We start from the raw sequence: 24,312 nt of genomic DNA on the forward strand, positions 1-24,312 counted from the left end.
AAGGCCCGCTATGGCGACCCAAAAGCTCTATGCTGGCGCGAAACTGCGCGAAATGCGCACGCGTCTGACGCTGACCCAAAAGGAATTCGCCGCCAAACTGGGCGTATCGCTGCCCTATCTGAACCAGATGGAGAACAACAACCGGCCGATCTCGACCACGGTTGTTCTGGCGCTGGCTCAGGAATTCGGCATGGACGTGACCGAGTTGAGTACAGGTGACAGCGAGCGGCTGGTCTCGGACATGCGCGAAGCGCTGGCTGACCCGGTCTTTGATGACGCCACCCCACCGCTTGCCGATCTGCGCCTGACGGCCTCGAACGCGCCGGCGCTGGCACGGGCTTTCATTGCGCTGCACAGAACCTACCGCCAGACGCACGAGCGGCTGGCGTCGCTGGACGAGGCGCTGGGACGCGAAGACGCGCAAATCCAGGCCAGTCCCTGGGAAGAAGTACGAGACTTTTTCCATTACTGCGACAACTACATAGATGCGGTAGATCGCGCGGCCGAGCGGTTCGCAAACCGTGCTCAGGATGATGGCGGCATACGCACCGCCGCCATGGACAGCCTCGCCGAACGCGGGATCAGGGTACAGTTTTTGGATATCGAAGAAACCCGGAAATACGACCCCGACAGCAAGACACTGCTGCTTTCTTCTCGGATCGCTCCGCAGACCCAGGTTTTTCAATTGTTGCTGCAGGTCGCCCTGATCAGTCAGGACAAGTTGCTTGAGGCGACACTGGATTTCGCCAAGTTTCAAAGCGACGAGGCGCGCGCGATTGCCAAGATTGGGCTTGCAAACTACTTCGCTGGGGCGTCGCTGATGCCCTACGCCGAATTTCTGGCTGCGGCACAGGAATACCGCCACGATCTGGAACTTCTCAGCAACCGTTTTGGAGCGTCGATCGAGCAGGTGGCGCACCGGCTGTCGACGTTGCAACGCCCCGGCGCAAAGGGCATTCCCTTTTTCTTTGTGCGTGTGGATCAAGCCGGGACCATCACCAAAAGGCACTCGGCCACGCGGCTGCAATTTGCCCGGTTCGGAGGTGCCTGCCCCCTGTGGAACGTGCATCGCGCCTTTGAAACACCCGGCCATTTCCTGCGGCAACTGGCGGAAACACCCGACGGAGTACAGTACATTTCCCTGGCGCGGGATGTGTCGAAGTCCGGAGGCTCGTTCGGCGCCCCAGTTCGTCGCTATGCCATTGCGCTAGGATGCGAAGTGCGCCACGCCGAGGCGCTGGTTTACGCTGATAACCTCGATTTCAACAACGCCAGCGCTTACGAGCCGATTGGCATATCCTGCCGCATCTGCGAGCGGCAGAATTGCCACCAACGCTCGGTCCCGCCATTGGAACGACGTCTGACAATCAACGCCCATACCCGGGGCACCCTGCCTTACGAAGTGACCTGATCTTCACCTGGCTTGAAAATACCTCGGGGGAGGCGCGGCTTGCCGCGACGGGGGCAGAGCCCCCGCGCCATCTCAGGCCTTAGACAAAATCGCCCAGATTTCGTCCTTGAGCGCCGCGCGCTTTTTGCGCAGGTCCGTTTCTGCGAGATCATCCATCGGCTCGACATTAGTTTCGGCCCGATGAACTTCGCGATTCACCTCATGATATTCATCCGCCAGCCGTGCGAAATGCGCATCCGATTGCTTGAGCTGGCTCATCAGCTCAACCTTGTCCGGAAACTCTTCGGCCAGTTCATGCGGGGTGTGGGACATTCCTGTTCGCTCCTGAAAATATGTCGGTACGATTCAAGTCTATTAGCCCCGGCCCCGCTCAGCTTTGACGCGGATCAATTCATGCCATTAATCACCGCTGTGCAACTGCCCATTGCGGATTAATCCACGGCCGGTCATTGGCGGCAGGCAATGCATCCTTACCCAACAGATGGTCTGACATCTTCTCGCCCACCATGATCGACGGTGCGTTCAGGTTGCCATTGGTGATCTGGGGGAAGATCGAGCTGTCGGCGACGCGCAGCCCATTCACTCCGATCACACGCCCCTGTGGATCGACCACGGCGTTTTTGTCGTCGGCGCGGCCCATGCGGCAGGTTCCGCAAGGGTGATAGGCACTTTCCGCATGCTCTGCGATAAAGGCATTCAACTCTTCGTCCGACTGCACATCCGAACCTGGCTGGATTTCTTTACCAGAGTAGGGTTTGAAGGCGTCCTGCCCGAAGATCTCGCGGGTCAGGCGAATACAGGTGCGGAAATCTTCCCAATCCTCTTCGTGGCTCATGTAATTGAACTTGATCACCGGTGCATCTTCGACCTTCGCAGACCGGAGGGTGACTGCACCGCGTGAGGGCGAGCGCATCGGCCCGACATGCGCCTGGAACCCATGCCCCTCTGCCGCCGCCTGACCGTCATAGCGAACAGCAATAGGCAGGAAGTGATACTGAATGTCCGGGTATTCGACACCCGGCTTGGATCGGATGAAGGCCGCACTTTCGAACTGGTTCGACGCGCCTAGGCCGGTTTTTGTGAACAGCCACTGTGCCCCGATCAGGCCTTTGCTGATCAGGTTCCAATGCTTGTACAGCGTGATCGGCTGCAAGGATGCTTGCTGAATGTACAGTTCCAAGTGGTCCTGCAGGTTCGCACCCACCCCCGGGCGATCGGCAACAACCTCGATCCCGTGCTCTGCAAGATGCGCTGCGGGTCCGATGCCCGATAACATCAGCAGTTTGGGTGAGTTGATTGAGGACGCCGCCAGAACTACTTCGCGTCGGGCACGGATGACCTCTTTCTTGCCGCCACGGATCAACTCAACCCCGGTCGCGCGACCATTTTCCAAAACGACCCGAGTTGCCAGTCCGCGCACAATATCGCAATTCTCACGCTTGAGCGCGGGCTTCAGGTACGCATTCGCCGCGGACCAGCGCCGTCCTTTCCAGACGGTTTGCTCCATCGGACCGAAGCCCTCTTGCTTTTCACCATTATAGTCGCCGGTAACTTCGTAACCCGCCTGCTGGCCTGCATCGACAAAGGCCTTAAACAGCGGGTTTTCACGTGGACCGCGAGAGACGTGCAGCGGACCATCTGTGCCACGCCATGTCGGATCGCCACCATGGCCGCCGTCATGCCATGTCTCCATACGTTTGTAGTACGGCAGCACATCTGCATAGGACCAGCCATCGGCGCCCATCTCTGCCCAGGTGTCAAAATCACGCGCATGACCGCGGACATAGACCATGCCGTTGATCGACGACGAACCGCCAATGACTTTCCCACGTGGGCAAGCCAGTTGACGGTTGTTCAGATGCGGTTCGGGCTCGGACCGATAGCCCCAGTCATACATCGGCATGTTCATCGGATAGCTCAGTGCCGCCGGCATCTGGATGAACGGCCCGGCATCGGTGCCGCCATGTTCGATAACCAGAACCGAGGCCCCGGCCTCGCTCAGTCGATAAGCCATCGCGCATCCTGCGGATCCTGCGCCTACGATGACGAAATCTGCTTCCATTTTCAGGTCTCCATAACCCGCCGAGCCCGTTCAAGGCGCCTCCGGCGGGAGTATTTTCAAAAAGGTGCAGAGGTCACTCGCCGCGCGGGAAGCGGGCGTTTTCCTCTACGACATTCAGATCCATGTGGTTGCGCATGTAGCGCTCGGATGCCTTCTGCAGCGGCTGGTAGTCCCACGGGTAATAGCCACCTTGCCGCAGCGCTTCGTACACAACCCAACGGCGGGCTTGGCTGGCGCGGACGTCGGCATCGAACTGGTCCAGATCCCAGCGCGCCTCGGATTTGGCGCGCAGCGTCTCCAGCGTGCCTGCGTGATCAGGTTTGTCGGCGAGGTTTTCCAGCTCATGCGGGTCGGCCTCCAGGTCGTACAACTGATCGGGGTCCAATGCGCAGCGATTGTACTTCCATTTCCCATAGCGCAGCGAAACCAGCGGCGCATACGAGGCCTCGGCTGCGTACTCCATCTTCACCGGAGCGGTCCGTTCAGTTCCATTGGCCAGCGGCACGAGGTCTTCACCATCGGTCCATGGGGCGATCTCGGCCATATCAACTCCCGCCAGCGCACCAAGGGTCGGCGTAACGTCGATTGTTGAAACCGGTGTGTCGATACGACCTGCAGGCATGTCGGGCGCCGAGATCATCAGCGGCACGCGGGCCGAACCTTCGTAAAAGTTCATTTTGAACCACAGGCCACGTTCCCCCAGCATGTCGCCGTGATCCGAGACGAACATGATGATTGCCTCTTGCCGTGTGGTTTCCAGTACCTCGAGGATCTCGCCGATCTTGTCGTCCAGGTACGAGATGTTGGCAAAGTAAGCGCGTCGCGATTTACGGACGTCTTCTTCGGTGATGTCGAAGCTGCGCCAGTCATTGGCGTCAAAGATACGCTTAGAGTGCGGGTCCTGATTGTCATAACCTAGGTCTGCAACCTCGGGCTGCAGATGTTCGCAGTCTTCGTACAGGTCCCAATACTTGCGGCGCGCCACGTAAGGATCATGCGGGTGGGTAAAGCTGACGGTGACGCACCAAGGGCGGTCATCCTTGCCGCGCGCCAGATCGTACAGCTTGGCGGTAGCATTGTAGGCGACCTCGTCATCGTACTCCATCTGGTTCGAGATTTCGGCCACGCCCGCACCCGTGACAGAGCCCATGTTGTGGTACCACCAGTCGATCCGTTCGCCCGGTTTGCGATAGTCCGGCGTCCAGCCGAAATCGGCCGGGTAGATGTCGGTGGTCAGGCGATCCTCGAACCCGTGCAACTGGTCGGGGCCGACGAAATGCATCTTGCCAGACAGGCAGGTGTAGTAGCCCGCCCGGCGCAAGTGATGCGCATAAGTGGGAATATCGCTGCGGAACTCGGCGGCGTTGTCATAAACACCTGTGCGCGAGGGCAACTGACCGGACATGAAGCTGGCCCGTCCCGGCGCGCAAAGCGGAGAGGCCGTGTATGCATTGGCAAACCGGGTTGACCGTTCCGCCAGCCTCTTCAGGTTAGGAGCGTGAAGCCAGTCAGCGGGACCGTCTGGAAAGAGGGTCCCGTTAAGCTGATCCACCATCAGGATCAGAATGTTCGGTTTTGTCATTTTTCAGCCTCGAGCAGAGTGTTGAGGACACGCATTGCGTGGTTAACGGCCAGTTGTGGCTCTTCCGGTGCGCTGAGTGCGGCGCGGATATACAGCCCGTCGATCAGGGCAATCATGTTTTCGGCCGCCTCGACCGGGTCGCTCAGCAGCGGACGCAAGGCGTCGATGAGGTTTGACCGAATCCGCGCCTGATAGATTTGCCACAAACGCAAAGCGTCATCGTTGGTCTGCGACAACACGTAAAACGTCATCCACGCCGCAATGACATCCGGTGTAAAACAGGAGGGTGCAAAGCAGGCCCGGATAATCGCCTGAGCCCGTTCTTGCGGAGCGGCCTTTCTGAGTTCATCGCGGGCTTCGGCTGCGAAATCGGACAGGATACGGCGCATGGCGGCCAGGAAAATCTGATCCTTGCCGCCAAAGTAGTGATGCGCCAGCGCGCTGGACATACCGGCCCGTTTGGCGATCTGGCTTACGGTCACATCAAGGGATTTTTTCGACCCGAGTTCGGCGATCGTCGCTTTGACGATCGCGTCACGACGGATTGGCTCCATTCCGAGTTTCGGCATCGCTATCCCCTCATTACGTATACTGAGAAAACGCTAAGGGGTTTTTATTGACTCGTCAATCAATAACGTTTTTAACCATCCGAGACAGCTAAAGTTTGGGCGCGATACTGGGGGTCGTCAAGCTGCTGCGGTTCAGAACCGCCTCACGCCAGGCGATAAAACTGACAGCAATCAGAATCACAGAACCCCCTGCAACGACCCAGACGTCGATGCCTTCATGGAAGACCAGCGCCCCAAGCAGTGTGGCCCAGATCAACTGCAGAAACGTTACGGGTTGCGTGACCGCTACCGGAGCAGCTTTCAGCGCCAGCGTCATGAAGTAATGGCCCGCAGTGGCAAAGCTGGCCACCAGAACCAGCACACCAAGGTCGCGCAGACTTGGTGGCGTCCAAACGGCAATCGCAAAAGGGATCAGCGCCACGGTCACCCAGATCGACATGTGGGCCACGACGACCGAAGGCGGAAGGTCGCGAACAAGGACCTTGGCAATCAGGTATGACCCACCCAATGTCAGAGCTGCCCCCAACATGGTGATATGGCCTGGCGAAATTTCACGAAACCCGGGGCGAAGGATGATCAAGACACCGACCAGCGCCACACAGATCGCTGCAATCCTGCGAATGGCCAGTTTTTCGCCCAGAAACAGCGCTGCTCCCAGAGTGACATAGACCGGCGTCATGTAGTTCATTGCCGTGACCTCGGCCAGCGGGATCTGCGTCATCGAAAAGAACCACAACATCACCGCAAAGGCGTGGACGAACCCGCGCGTTCCGAGCAGGACTATGTGCCTGCGCGTCAGATGGGTCGCAAGCACCAGACGCAATGCCGGCAACAGAAAGATCAACCCGATTGCAAACCGTAGGAACGCAGCTTGAATTGGGTCCATCGTAGCCCCAAGCGATTTTACCAGAGCGGTCATGACCACGAAGGACAAGCCAGCGGTGAACATCCAGAGCATGCCCGCCACGGGGCGAGGTTGGGAGGCTAAAGTTGTCATGTTAACGGTAGAACACCGAAAGCCTGGAAGAGGCAACCCGTCACATCAACACAAGTTTGGCAGCAATTGCCAACATGACCAAACCAATAAGAATATCCAACACTTGCCATGCTCTTGGTCGCGCAAAAATCGGCGAAAGAACGCCAGCCCCGTAACCAAGTGAAAAGAAAAAGACAAAGCTTGAGGTCATGGCGCCCAATGCAAATGCCATACGGTCATCATACTGCGCCGAGATCGACCCGATCAGAACAACCGTATCCAGATATACATGCGGATTGAGCCAGGTGAACGCGAGTACGGTCAGCAGAACCGGTTTCAGGTTGGTGCGGCTGGCCTCACCGATCTCCATCACCGCGCCGCCGCGCCAGGCCGAGTTCAGGCTGCGCAGCCCGTACCATGTCAGGAAAATCGCGCCGCCATAACGCATGACCGTCTCGAACCACGGCAAGGCGTGCGCCAGCGTTCCAAACCCGGCCACCCCTGCCGCGATCAGGATGGCATCCGATACCGCACAGGTGAGACACAAGGGAAATACATGCTCACGCCGCAGTCCCTGACGCAAGACAAACGCGTTTTGTGCGCCAATGGCGAGGATAAGGCTGAAACCAAGCGCGAAACCGGCGATCAGAGATGTGGACATGTAGCCTCCTGCGTTCTGAAGCATTGACTACGCGCCCGGCGGCCATCTATCAAATTAAAGATGTTTATCAGAATTAAGCTAGGCTAATGCTACTGGACCCCAACCACCTGTCCGCGCTGTCCGCCATTTTGCGCCATGGTAGTTTTGACGCTGCCGCATCTGAACTATCGGTGACGCCATCGGCTATTTCACAGCGGATCAAAGCGATTGAGGACCGCGTGGGTGCGGCCCTGATAAATCGGGGAACACCCTGCACGGCCACTCCGATGGGTTTACGTATCGCGCAGCATGCCGAGGATATTGGGCTGCTTGAGGCGGAATTGGCCCGCGAACTGACAATGGATCAGACGAGCGGCCCAGCACGTGTACGCATCGCGGTTCCAGCCGACGTCCTGGCGACGTGGTTCATCAACGCAATGTCGCAGGTCGACGGCCTGCTGTTCGATCTGGTCGTCGACGATCAGGACCACTCGGCAGAATGGCTGCGACGCGGCGAGGTCAGCGCCGCCATCACAGTCGGAGGAGACACGATCCCTGGCGCCGACGCCTTCGCCCTTGGCGCCTTGCGGTATCTACCCACGGCCAACCCGGATTTCATGCGCAAGTGGTTTGTGGACGGCGTCAATGCCGACACATTGTCCCGCGCACCCTGCTTGACGTTCAACCGCAAAGACGGCCTGCAAAAAGCGTGGATAACTCGGCAAACAGGTCAACGCCTCTCACCGCCATCGCACTTTCTGCCTTCTTCGCAAGGGTTTGTTGAGGCCGCTATTTCCGGATTGGGATGGGGCATGAACCCAGTCGGCCTTGCGCAGGAAGCTTTGGAGAACGGCCGCTTATGCCCTGTGCTACCAAACGCTCCGCTGGACGTCAGGCTGACCTGGCAAGTCGGCCGGGTCCTGTCCACCGCACTTGCCCCGCTCACCGCCGCGGTCAGACGCACTGCGGCGAAGGCCCTTCTTCCTGTCGACACCTGAGACGCCGGTTCAAGAACGAACTGCTTTCTTGGTACGTGGAAGAACCACACGGTAACAGGTGATTGCTGCAAATACGCTGGTGGCGACAATGAACGCGATTGCCCAGGCGACCTCGTGCATATGCGCCACACCCGCCAGAGCGGCAGAGAACAACACCCCGGAAATCCGGCAAATGCTTTTGACTGCAGCCGCTCCTTTGACCCGCTGGTCCTTGGGCGCGACATCCAGAAAATAAAGCTTTCTGGCGCTGCCGATCCCCGTCACCGCCACTGTCACAATGAACAAGGCAACGGCATGCAGATGCACCTCATGATCCATGCCCATAAAATGAACCGCCAAAAGCGCACCCCCGGTGAATGCAACCATCAGGTTCCCGACCACCATCACGGCGCGGTGTGATTTCATGTTTACAAACTGCCACAACGGGGCAGACACCAGATATCCCGACGCCGACGACACGATCATGGCTGTCAGCCCCTTGGCCGAACTGTGATGAGCTTCGGCCGCGATCAGGGCGAAGAAGGGCACGGACAGCGAGACAACCACAAGCGGCATACGCATAAGCATATATCGGCGGAACCAGGCCTCATCGAACATGGCAGCGATATCGGTGAAATTCTCGATGAACTTTCGCTTTTTCACGGGCCGCGGGTTGGCATTTTCCTCTGACGGCCCTGCATCCTCTGACATCATGAGGATCGACAGGCCGGATAAAACGAAAAAGGTCACAGAGACAGCGATGACTGCGGAATGGCGGGAAAACGGTGGGTTTTCCTTAGTGATCTCATGAACCAGCAGGACGATACCAATCGCCCCCAACCCACCGACGCCAAGCTGCAGGTAGTGCATGATCATCCGCGATTTGGAGTGTACGTGATCCCCAAGCAGGTCGGTGAACATGAGCGACTGAATCTCTTCGATCACACCGATCAGGAAGAAGGCCGCCACAAAGGCCAGCCCGATGACCGGCACGACACCGGTCGCTGCAACGACCACGGCCATGACGAGGCAGGCGCCGATGGCAATTTCGGTCATAGCAATTGCGCGTTTCTTCCGTTCACGCGCCGCAATCGGTTGCGCCAGAAACACGTCCGAAATCATGCTGCCAACCATGCGCACCGACACCAATGCCCCGGCTATGAACATCGGAAGCTCCAACGAGACCGCGAGAAACGGCAAAACGACGGACGGGCTGCCCAAAGTCCAGGCGACCTGGGATAAAATGCTTTGCCCGGCCAGGACCGGGACGTTTCTTTTGGACGTGTCCTGAGCGATGTCCGTCACTCGCTTGTCTGTGTTTCTCCGTGCTCTGCGCAGCGTGTTCGCTGCACAGGGTCGAATAATCTAGTCTTTTCAGCATACTCACTTCAGCGCGACCGGCCAAGAACCCTATGTGCGCAATGCAAAAAACCCGGCCAGAGGCCGGGTTTTACAAGCTTCTACCGCAATACGGGTCAGAGCTGCGCCATGACCTCATCCGTCGCTTCGAAATTCGTGGTCACGCGCTGAACATCATCATCGTCTTCCAGCGCATCAACCAGTTTCATCAGCTTCTGCATGTCTTCCAGACCCAGTTCAGTCGTCGTCGTGGGCTTCCAAACCAGCTTGGTGGACTCGGTTTCGCCCAGCGCCGCCTCGAGTGCGTTCGACACTTCGTTCAGGTCGGTATCGGCACACCAGATGATGTGACCTTCGTCCGAGCTTTCGACATCTTCGGCACCAGCCTCGATTGCCGCCTCAAATACTGTGTCCGCATCGCCTACGGTCGCCGTGTAGACCACTTCGCCCTTGCGTTCGAACATGAACCCAACCGAGCCGGTCTCACCCAGGTTCCCGCCATTCTTTGAAAAGGTCGAACGTACAGTCGAAGCGGTGCGGTTGCGGTTGTCGGTCATCGTTTCGACGATCACCGCTACGCCGTTGGGGCCATAGCCCTCGTACCGGATTTCTTCGTAATCATCGCCTTCGCCCGCCACCGATTTCTTGATCGCGCGGTCGATCACATCCTTGGGGACCGACTGCGACTTGGCCTCTTTTACGGCCAGACGCAGGCGCGGGTTCTTGTCAGGATCAGGGTCGCCCATCTTGGCGGCGACGGTGATTTCTTTCGACAGTTTGGAAAACAGTTTGGACCGCGCGGCGTCCTGACGCCCCTTGCGGTGCTGGATGTTGGCCCATTTGGAATGGCCTGCCATGATGCGTCCTCGTGATAGTGATTGCGTATTCGGCGCTCATATAGACGTTTGCAGGGCATGGGATCAAGGGAGCGGCTTGCGACAGCCCCCTCGACAGGTATGGTGGCGGCATGACGTCAGACCAGATTATTCTTTTTGCCCTTTTCGCCACTGTATTTGGAATGCTGTTGTGGGGGAAATTTCGATACGACCTCGTGGCATTCACTGCCTTGTTGTTCGGAGTTGTTCTGGGCGTCGTGCCCGTCGATGACGCCTTTGCCGGGTTCGGGCACCCCGCTACCATCATCGTGGCGCTTGTCCTGGTCGTCTCAGCCGGGTTGGTGCGGTCGGGCGCGGTTTTTCTGATTACGCGCACACTGGTGGATGCGTCGCGGGGACTGGGTGCGCATATCGCGCTGATGGGTGGGATCGGCGCTGTTCTGTCGGCCTTCATGAACAACGTGGCCGCGCTCGCGCTGCTGATGCCGGTCGATATCCAGACCGCACGCAAGGCGGGCCGGTCAGTTGGTCTGACTCTGATGCCGCTGAGTTTTGCCACCATCCTCGGGGGCATGGCCACGCTGATCGGAACACCACCCAACATCATCATCGCCTCAATCCGTGCCGAGACGCTGGGCGAGCCGTTCCGCATGTTCGATTTCGCCCCGGTTGGTGGTTTGGCGGCAATCGCCGGGCTGGCCTTTGTCTCGTTGGTTGGCTGGCGCCTGATCCCGAACCGTGGACCGCAGGAAGAAACTTCCGAAATGTTGGCTGAGTACATCGCCGAGCTCACCATACCACCCGAGTCGCCACAAATCGGCAAGCGTGTCAGCGAATTGTACGAAGCCGCCGAAAAATCAGATGTGGCCATCATCGGCCTGATCCGGGATGGCAAACGGCGCTATGGCAGGTCGACTCACGCGACAATCAAACCGGGCGACGCGCTGGTGCTGGAGGCCCGCCCCGAGGCGCTGGACGAATTTCGCGCTGCGTTGAACCTCGACTTTTCGGACACACGCCGGCAGGAACTTTTGACGGCTGAAGGGGACGGTCTCGAAGTGATCGAGGTGGTCGTACCGGTGAACTCCCGCGTCAGCGGGCGCACAGCGCAGGGGCTGGGATTGGCCTGGCGTCAGAGTACTGTTCTCATGGGCATTTCACGCCAGGGCCGCCGCATCACCGAGCAGGTGCGCAAAACGCAGATCGAGGCGGGGGATATCCTTCTGCTGCTCTGCCCGCGCGACCGGAGTGCCGATGTAACCGATTGGCTGGGATGTCTGCCGCTGGCTGAACGCGGGCTGAATGTTACCGCCAACGAAAAGGCTTGGCTGGCGATCGGTTTGTTTGCTGCCGCCGTAATGGCGGCCAGTGTCGGGCTGATCTACCTGCCCATCGCCTTGGGTCTGGTTGTGGTTGCGTATGTGCTGACCAAGATTATGCCGATTGCGGATATCTACAATCACATCGAATGGCCTGTGGTTGTGCTGCTTGGGTCGATGATCCCCTTGGGCAGCGCATTGGAAACATCCGGCGGCACCGAGCTGATCGCCAATGCACTGGTACAACTCACCGACGGCCTGCCCGCATGGGCCATTCTGACAGTCCTTATGGTCGTCACCATGACGCTGTCGGATGTGCTGAACAACACGGCGACGGCCATCGTTGCGGCCCCGGTCGGCATACAAATGGCACGCACGCTGGAGGTATCGCCCGATCCGTTCCTGATGACCGTCGCCGTGGCTGCCTCTGCTGCGTTCCTGACCCCAATTGGGCATAAGAACAACACGTTGGTGCTTGGTCCCGGAGGCTATCATTTTGGCGACTACTGGCGCATGGGGTTACCGCTGGAAATCCTGATCGTTGCCGTTTCTGTCCCTTCGATCCTTGTGTTCTGGCCGCTGTGACGGATAAGAGCCCCCCATGAAACGATTTCTGATCCTGCAATTGCGCCCTGAAACCGACGCGTCCGATGCCGAATACGCATCGATCCTGGACAAAACCGGGCTTGCACCCGAGCAAACCCATCGTATTCGATTGGATTGCGAGGAATTGCCCGATGATCTGGACGTCACGGATTATGCCGGGGTGATCGTCGGCGGCGGCCCCGGTTGCGTCAGTGACGACCCGGCGACAAAATCCGAGACCGACGCGCGCATTGAGGCGGCCATCATGGGATTAATGCCGCAGATCATCGCGCAGGATCATCCCTTTATGGGCTGCTGTTATGGGCTGGGCATTCTGGCCGCACACCTTGGGGGAAACGTCAGCAAAGACAAGTATGGCGAACCCGTCGGCCCCTCGACCTGTCACCTGACAGAAGATGGCGCTCAAGATCCGCTGACGGCTGGACTGACGGGAACATTCGACGCTTTCGTAGGCCACAAGGAAGCGGTGCAAGCGCTGCCAGACGGGTGCGTCCACCTGCTGGCCTCGGACTCCTGTCCGTTTCAGATGATCCGCTGGGGGCAGAATGTCTACGCCACACAATTCCACCCCGAAGCTGATGCGCGCGACTTTGAGCAACGCATCAATATCTACAAGAACCACGGCTATTTCCCGCCCGAGGACGCGCAGCGCCTGATCGACATGTGCCACGCAGCGGACGTCACGCAACCGGCCGAAATCCTCCGCAGATTTGCCGAACGCTACGGATGACCTAACGGCGTTATTGCCTGATCCACGATCGCTCGCTTAGGGTGACCCGAACGGCTTTGGGAGGAGTTGTTCTTGGATCTTCTAATAAATGTCGGCCTGCCGTTGTCGCTGGCCATAATCATGTTGTCTCTGGGCGTTGGGCTCGAGGTTGCCGATTTCCGCCGCGTCTTTAACCGGCGCTACCCATTCGCCATCGGCGCGCTGAGTCAGGTTGTGCTGCTGCCGGTCGCGGCCTTCATCACGGTCAAACTGTTTGCCCTTCCACCCGAGATCGCGGTTGGCATCATGATCCTCAGCTTTTGCCCGGGTGGTGTGACCAGCAACATCCTGTCAAAGCTGGCCAAAGGGGATGTCGCCCTTTCGGTCAGTCTTACCGCCATCATCAGCCTGCTTTCGATGATGACCGTTCCATTCCTGGCCGCGTGGTCAGTGAGCTACTTTTTGGGCGATGCCGCGCCAGAGGTTTCGATCACAGGGCTGGCCATCGCCATGTTTCTTATCACCACGCTGCCCGTTGCCATCGGCGTAGCACTTCGCAGCTTTGCAACAGGGTTTGCAAACAGGATCGAAGCGCCGCTTTCAAAGCTCGCGACCGTCCTGTTCGTGCTGATTGTTCTGGCGGCCCTGGCCGGAAACTGGCAGCTGTTCGTCGACAACCTCGGCGTCATGGGCGCCGGGTTGATCTCGCTGAACATCGCGTTGTTGCTGATCGGGCTGGGACTGGCGCGTGCCGCAGATCTGTCGTGGAAGGAAAGTAAAACGGTCTCAATCGAGACCGGCATACAAAACTCTACGCTTGGGATTACGCTGGCCGCGCTGATCACCGGGACTGAAAGCGGGTTCAGCCCGCTGGCACTGCCCTCGGCCGTGTACGGCATCACGATGTACGCCGTGGCGCTGCCGTTCATCCTGTGGTTCCGCCGCCGCTGAAAGGACATAACATGACCAACAATTCTGCAGATGCCATCGTCGTGGGGGCCGGGTTGGCCGGGCTGGCAGCCGCCGCCGAGTTGGGCGATCGCGGCAAGAAGGTGATCGTGGTCGATCAGGAGCCCCAGCATTTCCTTGGTGGTCAGGCATTCTGGAGCCTCGGTGGGCTTTTCATGGTCGATACGCCCGAGCAGAGGCGAATGGGCATCAAGGACAGTTATGACCTGGCCTTGCGCGACTGGATGGGAAGCGCACAGTTCGACCGCGATGAAGACGCGTGGCCCCGCAAATGGGCCGAGGCTTATGTGGAATTCGCGGCCGGCGAGATGCGCCCTTGGCTGCACGACATGGGCCTGCGTTGGTTCCCGATTGTCGGTTGGGCTGAACGGGGTGGCTCATACGCAGATGGTCACGGAAACTCGGTTCCCCGTTTTCACATCACTTGGGGTACCGGTCCGGGTGTACTTGAACACTTTATTCGCCGTGTCCGCGAACACGTCAAAAACGGGTTGATCGAGCTGAGATTCCGCCATCAGGTCAGCCACATCATCATGCAGAACGGTGCGGCCAAAGGCGTTTCGGGCGAGGTTCTGGCCGACGACACCGCGGCACACGGTTCCAAAACCAATCGCGACGAAGTTGGAGAGTTCGAGTTTTACGCCCCAGCTGTCATCGTGACATCGGGCGGTATCGGCGGCAACTTTGAGATGGTGCGCAAAAACTGGCCGCGTGACCGGCTGGGTGAGCCGCCAAAGGACATGGTCGCAGGCGTGCCATTCCACGTCGACGGGCGTATGATTGGCATCAGCGAAAAGGCTGGCGGTCATGTAATCAACGGCGACCGTATGTGGCATTACACCGAAGGTGTGCGCAACTGGAACCCGATCTGGCCGTCACATGGCATCCGTATCCTGCCGGGCCCAAGCTCCATGTGGTTCGATGCCGAGGGAAACCGATTGAAGCCGCCGTGCCTGCCAGGTTTTGATACTTTGGGCACGCTGAAGGAAATCCTGAAGACCGGCCATGAATACAGCTGGTTCGTTCTGACCCAGAAGGTGATCAAGAAGGAATTCGCGCTGTCCGGGTCCGAACAGAATCCTGATATGACCGACGGCGGTTGGAAAGAGGTTTTGTTCCAACGCATTCTGACCGGGTCCAAGGCCACCGCTCCGGTCGAGGCGTTCAAGGAACACGGCGAGGATTTCATCGTCGCGAATACCCTGACCGAACTGGTCAGCGGAATGAACCATCTGGGCGGAGGTCTGATCGACGAAGCCCACCTGCGCGCCCAGATCGAGGCGCGGGATTCACAGATCGACAACCCCTTTACCAAAGACGCGCAGATGGCAGCCATTCTGGCAGCGCGCAACTATCGGGGGGATAAACTGATCCGGACCGCCAAGCCGCATAAGTTTCTTGATCCAGCCAACGGTCCGCTGATTGCGGTCAAACTGCATGTGCTGACGCGTAAAACGCTGGGTGGATTGCAGACTAATCTCGACAGCCAAATGGTTGGCGCGGATGGTCAGGTTGTCCCCGGCCTGTTCGCCGCCGGAGAAGTCGCAGGATTTGGCGGTGGCGGCTACCACGGCTACAACGCACTGGAGGGCTCGTTCTTGGGTGGCTGCATCTTTTCGGGTCGAAATGCCGGACGGTCTAGGGCCGTCGCTTGACGGCCCATTACGGCCTATTGTTGCCGGGCGAGTTGCACGACGGGTTGCCCGGCGCTGTCCAGTAACACCAGCGTATCGCCTTTGAAGGCATATGCGGTGACACCCTGCAGAGCTTTAAAAAACTGCCGTTCCACATCATCCAAGGGCGGCGGGCAGGCCATCAGCGTTGCCGCCATATTGTCCGGGAAATTGATCTTGTTGCCAGAGATTTCGGCCTGACCAGAAAAGCGATTGCATCCACCGCTGCCCGAGAATGCACCATCCTTAGCGAAAGAAAGCGACGGGCGCTTTTCAGTCTCAAGCGCGGCCCCATTTAGTCCGGTGGCCATCCAGTTAGTGTCCTCCAGCGTAGCAGAACCCGCAGGTTGTGCTTTCACCAGAACCAAGTCTGTTGTGTTGCCGGAACCGTTTGTCAAAACCGGATAGGCGGTGTCTGTTGTGAACAACAACTTGTCGCCCTGGAAAATCGAGCCGCGCACCACGTAGCGCATCCCCTCCCGGATCAGCGCGTCATCATAGCTCAACTCGAACTGCGCGGGCACACCGGTCAACGCGTAACGCTTGGCCGACAGGGTCACCGACGGCGCGTCCGCGCGCGAGACATCCTGTAATTGCACATAAAGCGTCGCGTCGGGCGGAACCGCGATGCGTTCGCGATACGTGGCCGTACCTTCGATCGTTCCACCTGCGGCCGCGCCAGTCAGCACGGCAGAAATGGCTGCAGCCGTCAGCACAGTGTATCCGGTCTTGAGCATTGGCGTGCTCCTTCCTGTAAATTCACTTATTCAAAACATTGTGTGAGAATCAGAGTTTACAAGGACTTCGCAGGAAAACCAGCGGTTCTGCGCCGACTTCAAAGGGGCCAGATCAAGGGGATCAGCAGCGACGCCAACAAACCGACGGTCAGGTTCAGTGGTACGCCAACTTTCAGGAAATCCGTGAATCTATACCCGCCGGGGCCGTAGACCATCATGTTGGTCTGATATCCGATCGGCGTCGCGAATGACGCCGAAGCGGCCACCATGACCGCCACCACCAATGGACGCGGGTCGATCCCCACTGCCTGTGCCAACCCGATTGCAATCGGTGTCACCACAACCGCCACAGCGTTGTTCGACACAAGTTCGGTCAGCACCGAGGTCAACAAGTAGACGGCCCAAATAATCAGGAATGGCGGTAAGGCACTGAGGCCAGGAGCCACAGCCTCGACAATCAGCGAAACCGCACCGGACTTGTCGAGTGCCGCCCCAATCGCCAGCATCGAGAAGATCAAGGCCAGCAGCCGACCTTCGACGAAGGAAAACGCCTCATCCGCGTCAATACAGCGGGTCATCAAAACAACTGCAACTGCCAAAATCGACAGTAGCAGGATTGGTGCCACGCCCAGCGCAGCCAACACAACAATCCCCGTAAGCGATCCGATGGCAATCGGCGCGTGGCTTCGGCGGAAGGCGCGGGCCGAAGGTTGAGTTACATCAACCATATCCATATCAGCGGCAAGCTTTTGGACATCCGCCGGTGAGCCCTCCAACAGCAGAGTGTCCCCAACCCGAACAACCAGATCATCCAACTGGCGCCCGATATTCTGGTTCCGTCGGTGCACGGCCAGCACATAGACACCATAACGCCGCCGTAACCGCATTGCGCCAAGTGTCCGTCCGACCATGCGGCAACCGGGGGTGATCAGAACCTCGACCGTTTTGGTCTCAACCGCCGAGACCTGGTCGACACGCTTAAGCTCTTTATTTGTCTGCAAGCTAAGCAATTCCGTCATCTCGGTTCGCAGGACCACACGGTCGCCGACCTTCAGGTTAACGCCCTTGAGGTTACGACGCAGTGACTCGTCACCCCGAACCACGTCGATCAAGCGCACGCCCGGGCGCTTGAACAGTTGGACTCCGGTCACTTCGCGCCCGATCAGGTTACTGTCTGGTGGAATCACGGCCTCGGTAAAGAACTTCATCTTTGAACGATCGCTGAGCATGGACGCCATACTGTCCCGATCCGGCAGCAATCGCGGCGCGATGAAACGCAGATAGAACATCCCGTAAATCACTACGGCAATGCCCAACGGCGTAACTTCAAAAATCGAAAAGGCCGTCATGCCCTGCGCGCGGGCAACACCATCCACCAGCAGGTTGGTCGATGTACCGATCAACGTCAGCGTTCCGCCCATTATGGCGGCATAGCTAAGCGGGATCAGCAGCTTTGACGCGGGTACGTTCAGAGTTCGGGCAATCTGAACGAAAACCGGGATCATAACGACGACGACAGGCGTATTCGATACAACAGCCGAGGCCAGGACAACAAATGCCATTAGCGTCGCGATCGCGAGTTTTGGGTTTACCTGCGCCTGTTTCTGAGCCGTCGAGGTAAACGCGTCCAACGCGCCGGTCCGCACCAGCGCGCCCATGATGATAAACATCGCGGCGATCGTCCAAGGAGCGGGGTTGGACAAGACAGCCAGCGCGCTTTGGTAGGGCAGAATACCCGTCACAAGCATCACCGCAACACCGCCGATGGCGACGACCTCCGTCGGATAGACTTCGCGCAGGAACATGATGAACATGCCTGCAACGACCAACAGCGCGAGTATTGCGCTTCCCGTTTCTGTCAGTTGAAGGAATTGCATTCTTGGTATTCTGTCCGAACCCTGGCCTGGCTTGCGCGCCCGTCAGGCAGTTTCACGCATTGCGCGCGACAGAGCAAGCCTGACGTGCCTTTATTGCGGCCCCGCCTGCTGTAACCGCCCGCCAACGCGCACCATTTGAACAGATTTGGCCTGCCCATCGCGGTCGTCAGTTTCAACGAACACACCGCTCAGCGTGGCCTCACCGTTGGCCGGTGTGAACCGGGCCTTCGGCATGCCGGTGATAAACCGGCGCATGGGCTCCAATTTGTCCATCCCAATGACCGAGTCATAATCACCGCACATTCCCGCATCCGACAGGTAGGCCGTGCCACCCGGCAGGATCTGCGCATCCGCAGTCGGAACATGCGTATGCGTGCCCACCACAAGGCTTGCGCGCTTATCGCAATAGTGGCCCATGGCCATCTTCTCGGATGTCGCCTCGCAGTGCATATCAACAATGATCGCCTGTGCCTGACCACCGCGCGGGTGCGATTTCAGGATCGGTTCAATGGCCGAAAACGGGTCGTCGAAGGGACGCTTCATGAAAACCTGCCCCAACACCTGAACAACCAGAACCTTGCGCCCGCCGGGTGCTGTGTACAAACGATGCCCCCTGCCCGGCGCGCCTTTGGCGAAATTTACGGGGCGCACGATACGAGGTTCGTTTTCGATGAACTGCAGCATATCCTTCTGGTCGAACGCGTGATCGCCCAGCGTCAGGCAATCAGCGCCCGAGTCCAACAGCAGCTTGGCGTGATCCCCCGTCAGACCCATACCGTTCGAAGCGTTTTCGCCATTGACCACAACGAAGTCCAACCGCCATTCGTCGCGCAGACGTGGCAAATGCTGCTGAATGGCCGCGCGTCCGGCGCGGCCCATGACGTCACCCAGAAATAGTATTCTCATGCCTAACGTCCTAAGTGTGGCATCCGGCAAGCACAAGTGGTTAAGGTGGCGCCATGCATTGTGAAAACGCATTGGACAGGAGACATAAATGACCCGTTACTGCACTCTTGTGGCCGCCATGGCCCTCCTTGCTGCCTGCGATCAGACTAATCAGACTGCGGATCAGCCCGTCGGGCTGGCCAATCCGGCCGCGACCTTCTGTATCGAACAAGGCGGGCAGTACGAGATACAGGATGGTGAGAACGGCCAAACCGGAATCTGCACCTTGCCGGACGGTTCCAAGCAAGATGCATGGGAGTACTTCCGCGCTGAAAACATGGGTTAGGGTTTGAAGGTCAGTATCCGGCTTTCCGTGATGACCATGTCCAGCGGCTGATCTGTGTGCTCCAGAGGCAGTCCCTCTGCCTCTTGCGCATCAAAGGCAAAGCCGATGGCCAGGGTCGGATGCTTGGCGCGCAACCCTTCCAGAGTGCGGTCATAGAAACCGCCCCCATAACCCAGCCTTCCACCACGCGCATCAAAGGCAACCAGCGGCACGATCAGAATCTCGGGATCGAAATAGTCGTCAACCTCGGGAATCATTGCGCCGAACGGGCCATCTTTCAAAACGCCCTCGGGCGTCCATCGCGAAAACCGCAACGCCTGCCCGGCCGCTTGAATGACCGGCACGCCAACCGGGCCGTAGGCCGCAGCTTCGGCCATGGCGGGCAGCGGATCGATTTCGGTGCGGATCGGCATGTAACCCGACATCGGCACGCTACGATGGCCTGCCAGAACTTCGGACAAGCGCCCGGCCGCCCCCGGCAAACGCGCATCGAACGCCACCTTGCGGCGAGCAAAAGCCGCCTTACGCGCAGCGGCTTTGATTTCAGCCAGATCGGTCACAGTAGCACCACGCTGGCAAGCCCAAGAAAGATAAAGAACCCCATGACATCCGTCGTGGTCGTCACAAAAGTCCCTGACGCCAGCGCCGGGTCAACGCCCAGACGGTCCAGCAAGACCGGTACTACCGTACCTGCAAAGCCTGCGATGATCATATTCACGACCAAGGCCGACCCGATCACGACACCCAGCATCGGAGAATCGAACCACATCATCCCGACCGTGCCCAGGACGATGGCAAAACACAGCCCGTTCAGCATGCCGACCAACAATTCGCGCCGGATCACGCGCATGACGTTCGCATTGGTCAGGTCGCGAGTCGCCAGCGCCCGCACCGCAACCGTCAGCGACTGCGTGCCGGCATTGCCGCCCATCGAGGCGACGATCGGCATCAGGATGGCCAGCGCCACCAACTGATCAATTGCCGCCTCGAACTGGGAAATCACCAACGAAGCGCAGATTGCCGTGCAGAGGTTCACCGCAAGCCAAGGCAACCGGCGCTTGCTGGTGGCGGCGACACTGTCGGACAACGAACTTTCCTCGCCCACACCAGCCAGACGCAGAATATCTTCTTCGTGTTCCTCATCGAGAACCACCATCGCATCGTCGATGGTGATGACACCTACAAGACGCCCGTCCCCGTCAATGACCGGAGCGGAAATCAGGTGGTACTGGTTAAAGGCATAGGCCACATCCTCTTCGTCCTGATCGACCGGAATGGTGTGAAATTCCTCTTCTGCGATATCGTGCAGCGGTACATCCCGACGGGTCGCCATCAGCTTGCCCAACGTCACTTGTGCTACTGGCTTCAGGCGCGGGTCGACCAGAACAACGTGATAGAATTGCTCGGGCAGATCATCGTTGGCGCGCATGAAGTCGATGGCCTGTCCCACCGTCCAGTGCTCGGGCGCCATGACAACTTCGCGTTGCATGAGGCGGCCAGCCGAGTTTTCTGGGTAAGACAGCGCCTGTTCCGCCGCGATCCGCTCGGAATCCTCCAGCGCATCTAGAATGGCCTCTTGCTGCGGCTCTTCGAGGTCCTCGAGCAAGTCGACGACATCGTCGCTTTCCATGTCGCGCACGGCGTCGGCCAGAACGTCGGGGCGCAAGACGCCGATGACCTCTTCGCGCACGGCTTCGTCCAGTTCAGACAGGATATCGCCGTCAAATTCCTTGTCGTAAAGACGGATCAGGCGCCCACGGTCATAGGGGTTTATCTGTTCCAGAAGGTCGGCGATGTCTGCCGGATGCAGCGGCTCCATCAGCTCCGTCAGCTTGTCCCGGTCGTTTACATCAACCGCATAAAGGATCGCTGCGACGGTCCGTCGGTCCAGCGCATAGGCATCTTCTTCGTTGGCGGGGTCAGTTACGGGTTCATCATAGCCTGTCGTCATGTCTGCCCCCGTCTGTTCGCGCATTGACCCCTAATTAGAAGAAGCAGCTACCGGAAAACAATGACAATGCGCCGATTTACCGGCAAGTTTCGTCCCCTTATGCTGTTTCGCAGTCCCATACAGGCGGAGAGAGATGGAAATGGCGCAAAAAACGCTTCTGAAAGGGCGCGTCCTGAGTTTCAACGGATCACCTTTTGAAGGTGAGCCGACAGAGGCCGTGACGATCAGCGAAGCGGTACTGATTGAAGATGGCCGCATCTCTGCTGTCGCGGATGCAGACAGCCTGATCGCCGCGAACCCAGACGCCCAAGTTGTTGACCACGGCCAGCATGTGATCATGGCCGGTTTCGTGGACGCGCATGTGCACTACCCCCAGACGGCCATGATCGCCAGCTGGGGTAAGCGCCTGATCGACTGGCTGAATTCTTACACGTTCCCCGAGGAAATGAAGTTCGGGAGCGTCGATTATGCAAGTGAGATTGCCAACCGGTATCTCGATCTGACGGTGGCGCAGGGCACCACAACCATGTGCAGTTTCTGCACCATCCACCCCGAAAGCGTCGACGCCTTCTTCACCGCTGCCCAACAACGCGGTCAGCGTGTGGTAGCGGGTAAAACCTGTATGGACCGCAACGCGCCCGAAGGGCTGCAGGACACTGCGCAAACGGCCTATGACCAATCCCAGGCGCTGCTGGAAAAATGGCATGGCGTCGATCGGATATCCTACGCTATCACTCCACGGTTTTCGCCGACCTCAACGCCCGAGCAACTGGAAGCGATGGGCGCCCTATGGGCCGAATACCCTCACTGCCTGATGCAAACCCATCTCAGCGAGCAGACGGATGAAATCGCCTGGGTTCGCGAGCTGTTCCCCGACGCGCGGGACTATCTGGACACTTATGAGAAATTCGGCCTGCTGGGTCCAAATGGCCTGTATGGTCATGCCATTCACCTTGAAGCACGCGAACGCGACCGGTTGCGCGAGATCGACGCCTCGCTGATCCATTGCCCAACCTCAAACACTTTCATCGGGTCCGGCTTATTCGACATGGCTGGACTGATGCGCGACAGACATCGGGTAGGGCTGGCGACGGACACTGGTGGCGGGTCGAGCTTTTCAATGCTGCGGACGATGGCGGCGGCTTATGAGATCGGGCAATTGCGCCGATCACCCCTGCACGCCGCGCAACTGCTTTGGCTGGGCACGGTCGGATCGGCCCGCACGTTGCGAATGGACGATAGCATTGGCAACGTCGCACCGGGGATGGAGGCTGATCTGGTCGTTCTCGACCTGGCCTCGACCCCTGCAATCGCTCAACGCGAAGCTTGCGCCGATGACCTGTGGGAGGCAATCTTCCCAACCATCATGATGGGCGACGACCGGGCAATCGCCGAGGTTTGGATCGCCGGTCGTCGCGTGACTCCCTAGGCCTGCAACGCGCGGGCCAGTTGGTTCTGCCGTTCGATCACGCGGGGTATGTCTAGGGTTGTGACATGCCCATCCCGCACGATCTGTCGTCCTTCTACAAACAGATGCTTCACCTTCATCGGCCCGGCCAGCAGCAATGCGGCCGGGTCCCAACTGCCCGCACTTTCAATGCCACGTGTGTTCCAAATGGCGATGTCGGCACGTTTTCCCGGTTCTAGCCGCCCACAATCGGGGCGGTTCAAGACATCCGCTCCGCCGCGCGTCGCGATCTCAAGCGCTTCTCGGGAAGACATGGCATCCGCGCCATTGGCGACACGCTGAAGCAGCATGGACTGACGCGCTTCAAGGATCAAATTGCCAGAGTCATTGCTGGCCGATCCATCGACACCCAACCCGACCTGGACGCCCTGATCGCGCATCGCCCGAATCGGTGCAATACCCGAACCCAATCGGCAATTGGAACAAGGGCAATGCGCAACACCCGTGCGGGATCTGGCGAACAGATCGATCTCTGCCCCGTCCAGCTTGACGCAATGGGCATGCCAGACGTCTGATCCGGTCCAGCCCAAGTCCTCGGCATATTGACCGGGGCGGCATCCGAATTGAGCCTGCGAGTACGCAATATCCTCATCGTTTTCAGCCAGATGGGTGTGCAGCATCACGCCTTTGTCGCGCGCCAGAACCGCTGTGTCGCGCATCAGATCGCGGCTGACGGAAAACGGGGAACAAGGGGCCAATCCAACCCGGCACATTGATCCCTCGGAGGGGTCATGAAAGGTGTCGACCACACGGGTCATGTCGTCAAGGATCGCGCTTTCGACCTCGACCAACGCATCTGGCGGCAACCCTCCGTCGCTTTCACCGATGCTCATCGCGCCGCGGGTCGGGTGGAACCGCATGCCAATCTCGGCAGCGGCGGCAATTGTGTCATCCAGGCGCGCACCGTTCGGGTACAGGTACAGATGGTCGGAACTGAGCGTACAGCCGGAAAGGGCCAGTTCAGCCAGACCGATCTGAGCCGACACGAACATCTCTTCCGGGCCAAAGCGCGACCAGATCGGGTACAACGTCTGCAACCACCCGAACAGCAGCGCATCCTGCCCGCCTGGAACTGCCCGCGTCAGGGTCTGATAGAGGTGGTGATGGGTGTTCACCAACCCCGGCGTCACGACACAACCCGAAGCGTCGTGGATTTCTCCGGTTGTCTGCAGATTGTGGCCGATCTGTTCGATCTGCCCACCTCGGACTAGAATATCCGCGCCCGGCAGCTCTTGCCGCGCGTCATCCATTGTCAGAATGGTGTCTGCGTTTTTGATAAGGATTTCAGTCATTTTGCCCTCCTGCATCAGCCCGTTTCATGCATGGAGTGCAACGGCTGGCGGAAAACGGACACAAGAAC

The 24,312-nt window shown here is 58.8% G+C and carries 22 protein-coding genes; 8 read left to right on the plus strand and 14 right to left on the minus strand.

What is annotated here, in order from left to right:
• Positions 1-10: 10 nt before the first annotated feature.
• Positions 11-1,411: a short-chain fatty acyl-CoA regulator family protein gene (locus tag MHN28_RS06295; RefSeq protein ID WP_239337209.1), complete on the plus strand. Its 1,401-nt coding sequence runs from the start codon at positions 11-13 to the stop codon at positions 1,409-1,411.
• 72 nt (positions 1,412-1,483) lie between these two features.
• On the opposite strand, the gene MHN28_RS06300 is transcribed toward MHN28_RS06295, so the two are convergent.
• The 6 genes from MHN28_RS06300 to MHN28_RS06325 all read right to left on the minus strand — a co-directional run bounded on the left by MHN28_RS06300 (position 1,484) and on the right by MHN28_RS06325 (position 7,261).
• On the minus strand, positions 1,484-1,723 hold the full coding sequence (locus tag MHN28_RS06300; protein ID WP_239337210.1) for a YdcH family protein: 240 nt from the start codon (positions 1,721-1,723) through the stop codon (positions 1,484-1,486).
• Between the two features lie 91 nt (positions 1,724-1,814).
• Positions 1,815-3,473: a choline dehydrogenase gene (betA, locus tag MHN28_RS06305; RefSeq protein ID WP_239337211.1), complete on the minus strand. Its 1,659-nt coding sequence runs from the start codon at positions 3,471-3,473 to the stop codon at positions 1,815-1,817.
• 73 nt (positions 3,474-3,546) lie between these two features.
• Complete coding sequence (gene betC, locus MHN28_RS06310) at positions 3,547-5,055, minus strand: choline-sulfatase (RefSeq protein ID WP_239337212.1); 1,509 nt, start codon at positions 5,053-5,055, stop codon at positions 3,547-3,549.
• Positions 5,052-5,624 (minus strand): transcriptional regulator BetI, encoded by a 573-nt coding sequence (gene betI, locus MHN28_RS06315; RefSeq protein WP_239337213.1) that lies wholly within the window; start codon positions 5,622-5,624, stop codon positions 5,052-5,054. The genes betC and betI overlap by 4 nt, the downstream gene beginning before the upstream one ends.
• An 88-nt stretch (positions 5,625-5,712) precedes the next feature.
• The gene (locus tag MHN28_RS06320; protein WP_370645666.1) at positions 5,713-6,582 is read right to left on the minus strand and encodes a DMT family transporter; all 870 of its coding nucleotides are present in this window, start codon (positions 6,580-6,582) and stop codon (positions 5,713-5,715) included.
• A 79-nt stretch (positions 6,583-6,661) separates the two neighbouring features.
• Positions 6,662-7,261, minus strand: coding sequence for a LysE/ArgO family amino acid transporter (locus MHN28_RS06325; protein WP_239337215.1), 600 nt, complete (start codon positions 7,259-7,261; stop codon positions 6,662-6,664).
• An 86-nt stretch (positions 7,262-7,347) separates the two neighbouring features.
• Between MHN28_RS06325 and MHN28_RS06330 the strand changes: the two genes are divergently transcribed.
• Positions 7,348-8,238 (plus strand): LysR family transcriptional regulator ArgP, encoded by an 891-nt coding sequence (locus tag MHN28_RS06330; RefSeq protein ID WP_239337216.1) that lies wholly within the window; start codon positions 7,348-7,350, stop codon positions 8,236-8,238.
• A gap of 9 nt (positions 8,239-8,247) precedes the next feature.
• On the opposite strand, the gene MHN28_RS06335 is transcribed toward MHN28_RS06330, so the two are convergent.
• Together MHN28_RS06335 and MHN28_RS06340 are read right to left on the minus strand one after the other, a co-directional pair.
• Positions 8,248-9,522 carry a permease gene (locus MHN28_RS06335; RefSeq protein WP_239337219.1) on the minus strand — a complete coding sequence of 425 codons (1,275 nt, stop codon included), beginning with the start codon at positions 9,520-9,522 and terminating at the stop codon, positions 8,248-8,250.
• A gap of 170 nt (positions 9,523-9,692) precedes the next feature.
• Positions 9,693-10,433 carry a YebC/PmpR family DNA-binding transcriptional regulator gene (locus MHN28_RS06340; protein WP_239337221.1) on the minus strand — a complete coding sequence of 247 codons (741 nt, stop codon included), beginning with the start codon at positions 10,431-10,433 and terminating at the stop codon, positions 9,693-9,695.
• Between the two features lie 110 nt (positions 10,434-10,543).
• Here MHN28_RS06340 and MHN28_RS06345 point away from each other — a divergent pair, with 110 nt between their 5' ends.
• From MHN28_RS06345 to MHN28_RS06360, 4 genes are all read left to right on the plus strand, one after another.
• Entirely contained in the window at positions 10,544-12,316 is a 1,773-nt protein-coding gene (locus tag MHN28_RS06345) for an SLC13 family permease (protein ID WP_239337224.1), read from the plus strand.
• 16 nt (positions 12,317-12,332) lie between these two features.
• On the plus strand, positions 12,333-13,067 hold the full coding sequence (locus tag MHN28_RS06350) for a glutamine amidotransferase (protein WP_239337227.1): 735 nt from the start codon (positions 12,333-12,335) through the stop codon (positions 13,065-13,067).
• A 72-nt stretch (positions 13,068-13,139) separates the two neighbouring features.
• On the plus strand, positions 13,140-13,997 hold the full coding sequence (locus tag MHN28_RS06355; RefSeq protein ID WP_239337229.1) for a bile acid:sodium symporter family protein: 858 nt from the start codon (positions 13,140-13,142) through the stop codon (positions 13,995-13,997).
• Positions 13,998-14,008: 11 nt separating this feature from the next.
• Positions 14,009-15,670, plus strand: a complete 1,662-nt coding sequence (locus MHN28_RS06360) for an FAD-binding dehydrogenase (RefSeq protein ID WP_239337231.1) — start codon at positions 14,009-14,011, stop codon at positions 15,668-15,670.
• A gap of 14 nt (positions 15,671-15,684) precedes the next feature.
• Here MHN28_RS06360 and MHN28_RS06365 read toward each other — a convergent pair whose 3' ends face one another.
• The 3 genes from MHN28_RS06365 to MHN28_RS06375 form a co-directional block, all read right to left on the minus strand.
• A complete protein-coding gene (locus tag MHN28_RS06365; protein WP_239337232.1) occupies positions 15,685-16,425 on the minus strand; it encodes a YbaY family lipoprotein in 741 nt (246 codons plus the stop codon).
• Positions 16,426-16,523: 98 nt separating this feature from the next.
• Positions 16,524-18,302 carry an SLC13 family permease gene (locus MHN28_RS06370; protein ID WP_239337233.1) on the minus strand — a complete coding sequence of 593 codons (1,779 nt, stop codon included), beginning with the start codon at positions 18,300-18,302 and terminating at the stop codon, positions 16,524-16,526.
• 90 nt (positions 18,303-18,392) lie between these two features.
• A complete protein-coding gene (locus MHN28_RS06375; protein WP_239337234.1) occupies positions 18,393-19,208 on the minus strand; it encodes a TIGR00282 family metallophosphoesterase in 816 nt (271 codons plus the stop codon).
• Positions 19,209-19,296: 88 nt separating this feature from the next.
• On the opposite strand from MHN28_RS06375, the gene MHN28_RS06380 reads away from it, so the two are divergent.
• A complete protein-coding gene (locus MHN28_RS06380; RefSeq protein ID WP_239337235.1) occupies positions 19,297-19,533 on the plus strand; it encodes a DUF333 domain-containing protein in 237 nt (78 codons plus the stop codon).
• On the opposite strand, the gene MHN28_RS06385 is transcribed toward MHN28_RS06380, so the two are convergent.
• Together MHN28_RS06385 and mgtE are read right to left on the minus strand one after the other, a co-directional pair.
• Positions 19,530-20,093 (minus strand): 5-formyltetrahydrofolate cyclo-ligase, encoded by a 564-nt coding sequence (locus MHN28_RS06385; RefSeq protein WP_239337236.1) that lies wholly within the window; start codon positions 20,091-20,093, stop codon positions 19,530-19,532. The genes MHN28_RS06380 and MHN28_RS06385 overlap by 4 nt on opposite strands.
• On the minus strand, positions 20,090-21,484 hold the full coding sequence (gene mgtE / locus MHN28_RS06390) for a magnesium transporter (protein WP_239337237.1): 1,395 nt from the start codon (positions 21,482-21,484) through the stop codon (positions 20,090-20,092). Before mgtE ends, MHN28_RS06385 begins: the two co-directional genes overlap by 4 nt.
• A gap of 139 nt (positions 21,485-21,623) precedes the next feature.
• On the opposite strand from mgtE, the gene guaD reads away from it, so the two are divergent.
• Positions 21,624-22,913: a guanine deaminase gene (gene guaD / locus MHN28_RS06395; RefSeq protein WP_239337238.1), complete on the plus strand. Its 1,290-nt coding sequence runs from the start codon at positions 21,624-21,626 to the stop codon at positions 22,911-22,913.
• Here guaD and MHN28_RS06400 read toward each other — a convergent pair.
• The gene (locus MHN28_RS06400) at positions 22,910-24,244 is read right to left on the minus strand and encodes an 8-oxoguanine deaminase (protein ID WP_239337240.1); all 1,335 of its coding nucleotides are present in this window, start codon (positions 24,242-24,244) and stop codon (positions 22,910-22,912) included. The genes guaD and MHN28_RS06400 overlap by 4 nt on opposite strands.
• Between the last annotated feature and the right edge of the window lie 68 nt (positions 24,245-24,312).

It is taken from the genome of Ruegeria sp. Ofav3-42, assembly GCF_022347725.1.
GTDB lineage: Bacteria > Pseudomonadota > Alphaproteobacteria > Rhodobacterales > Rhodobacteraceae > Ruegeria.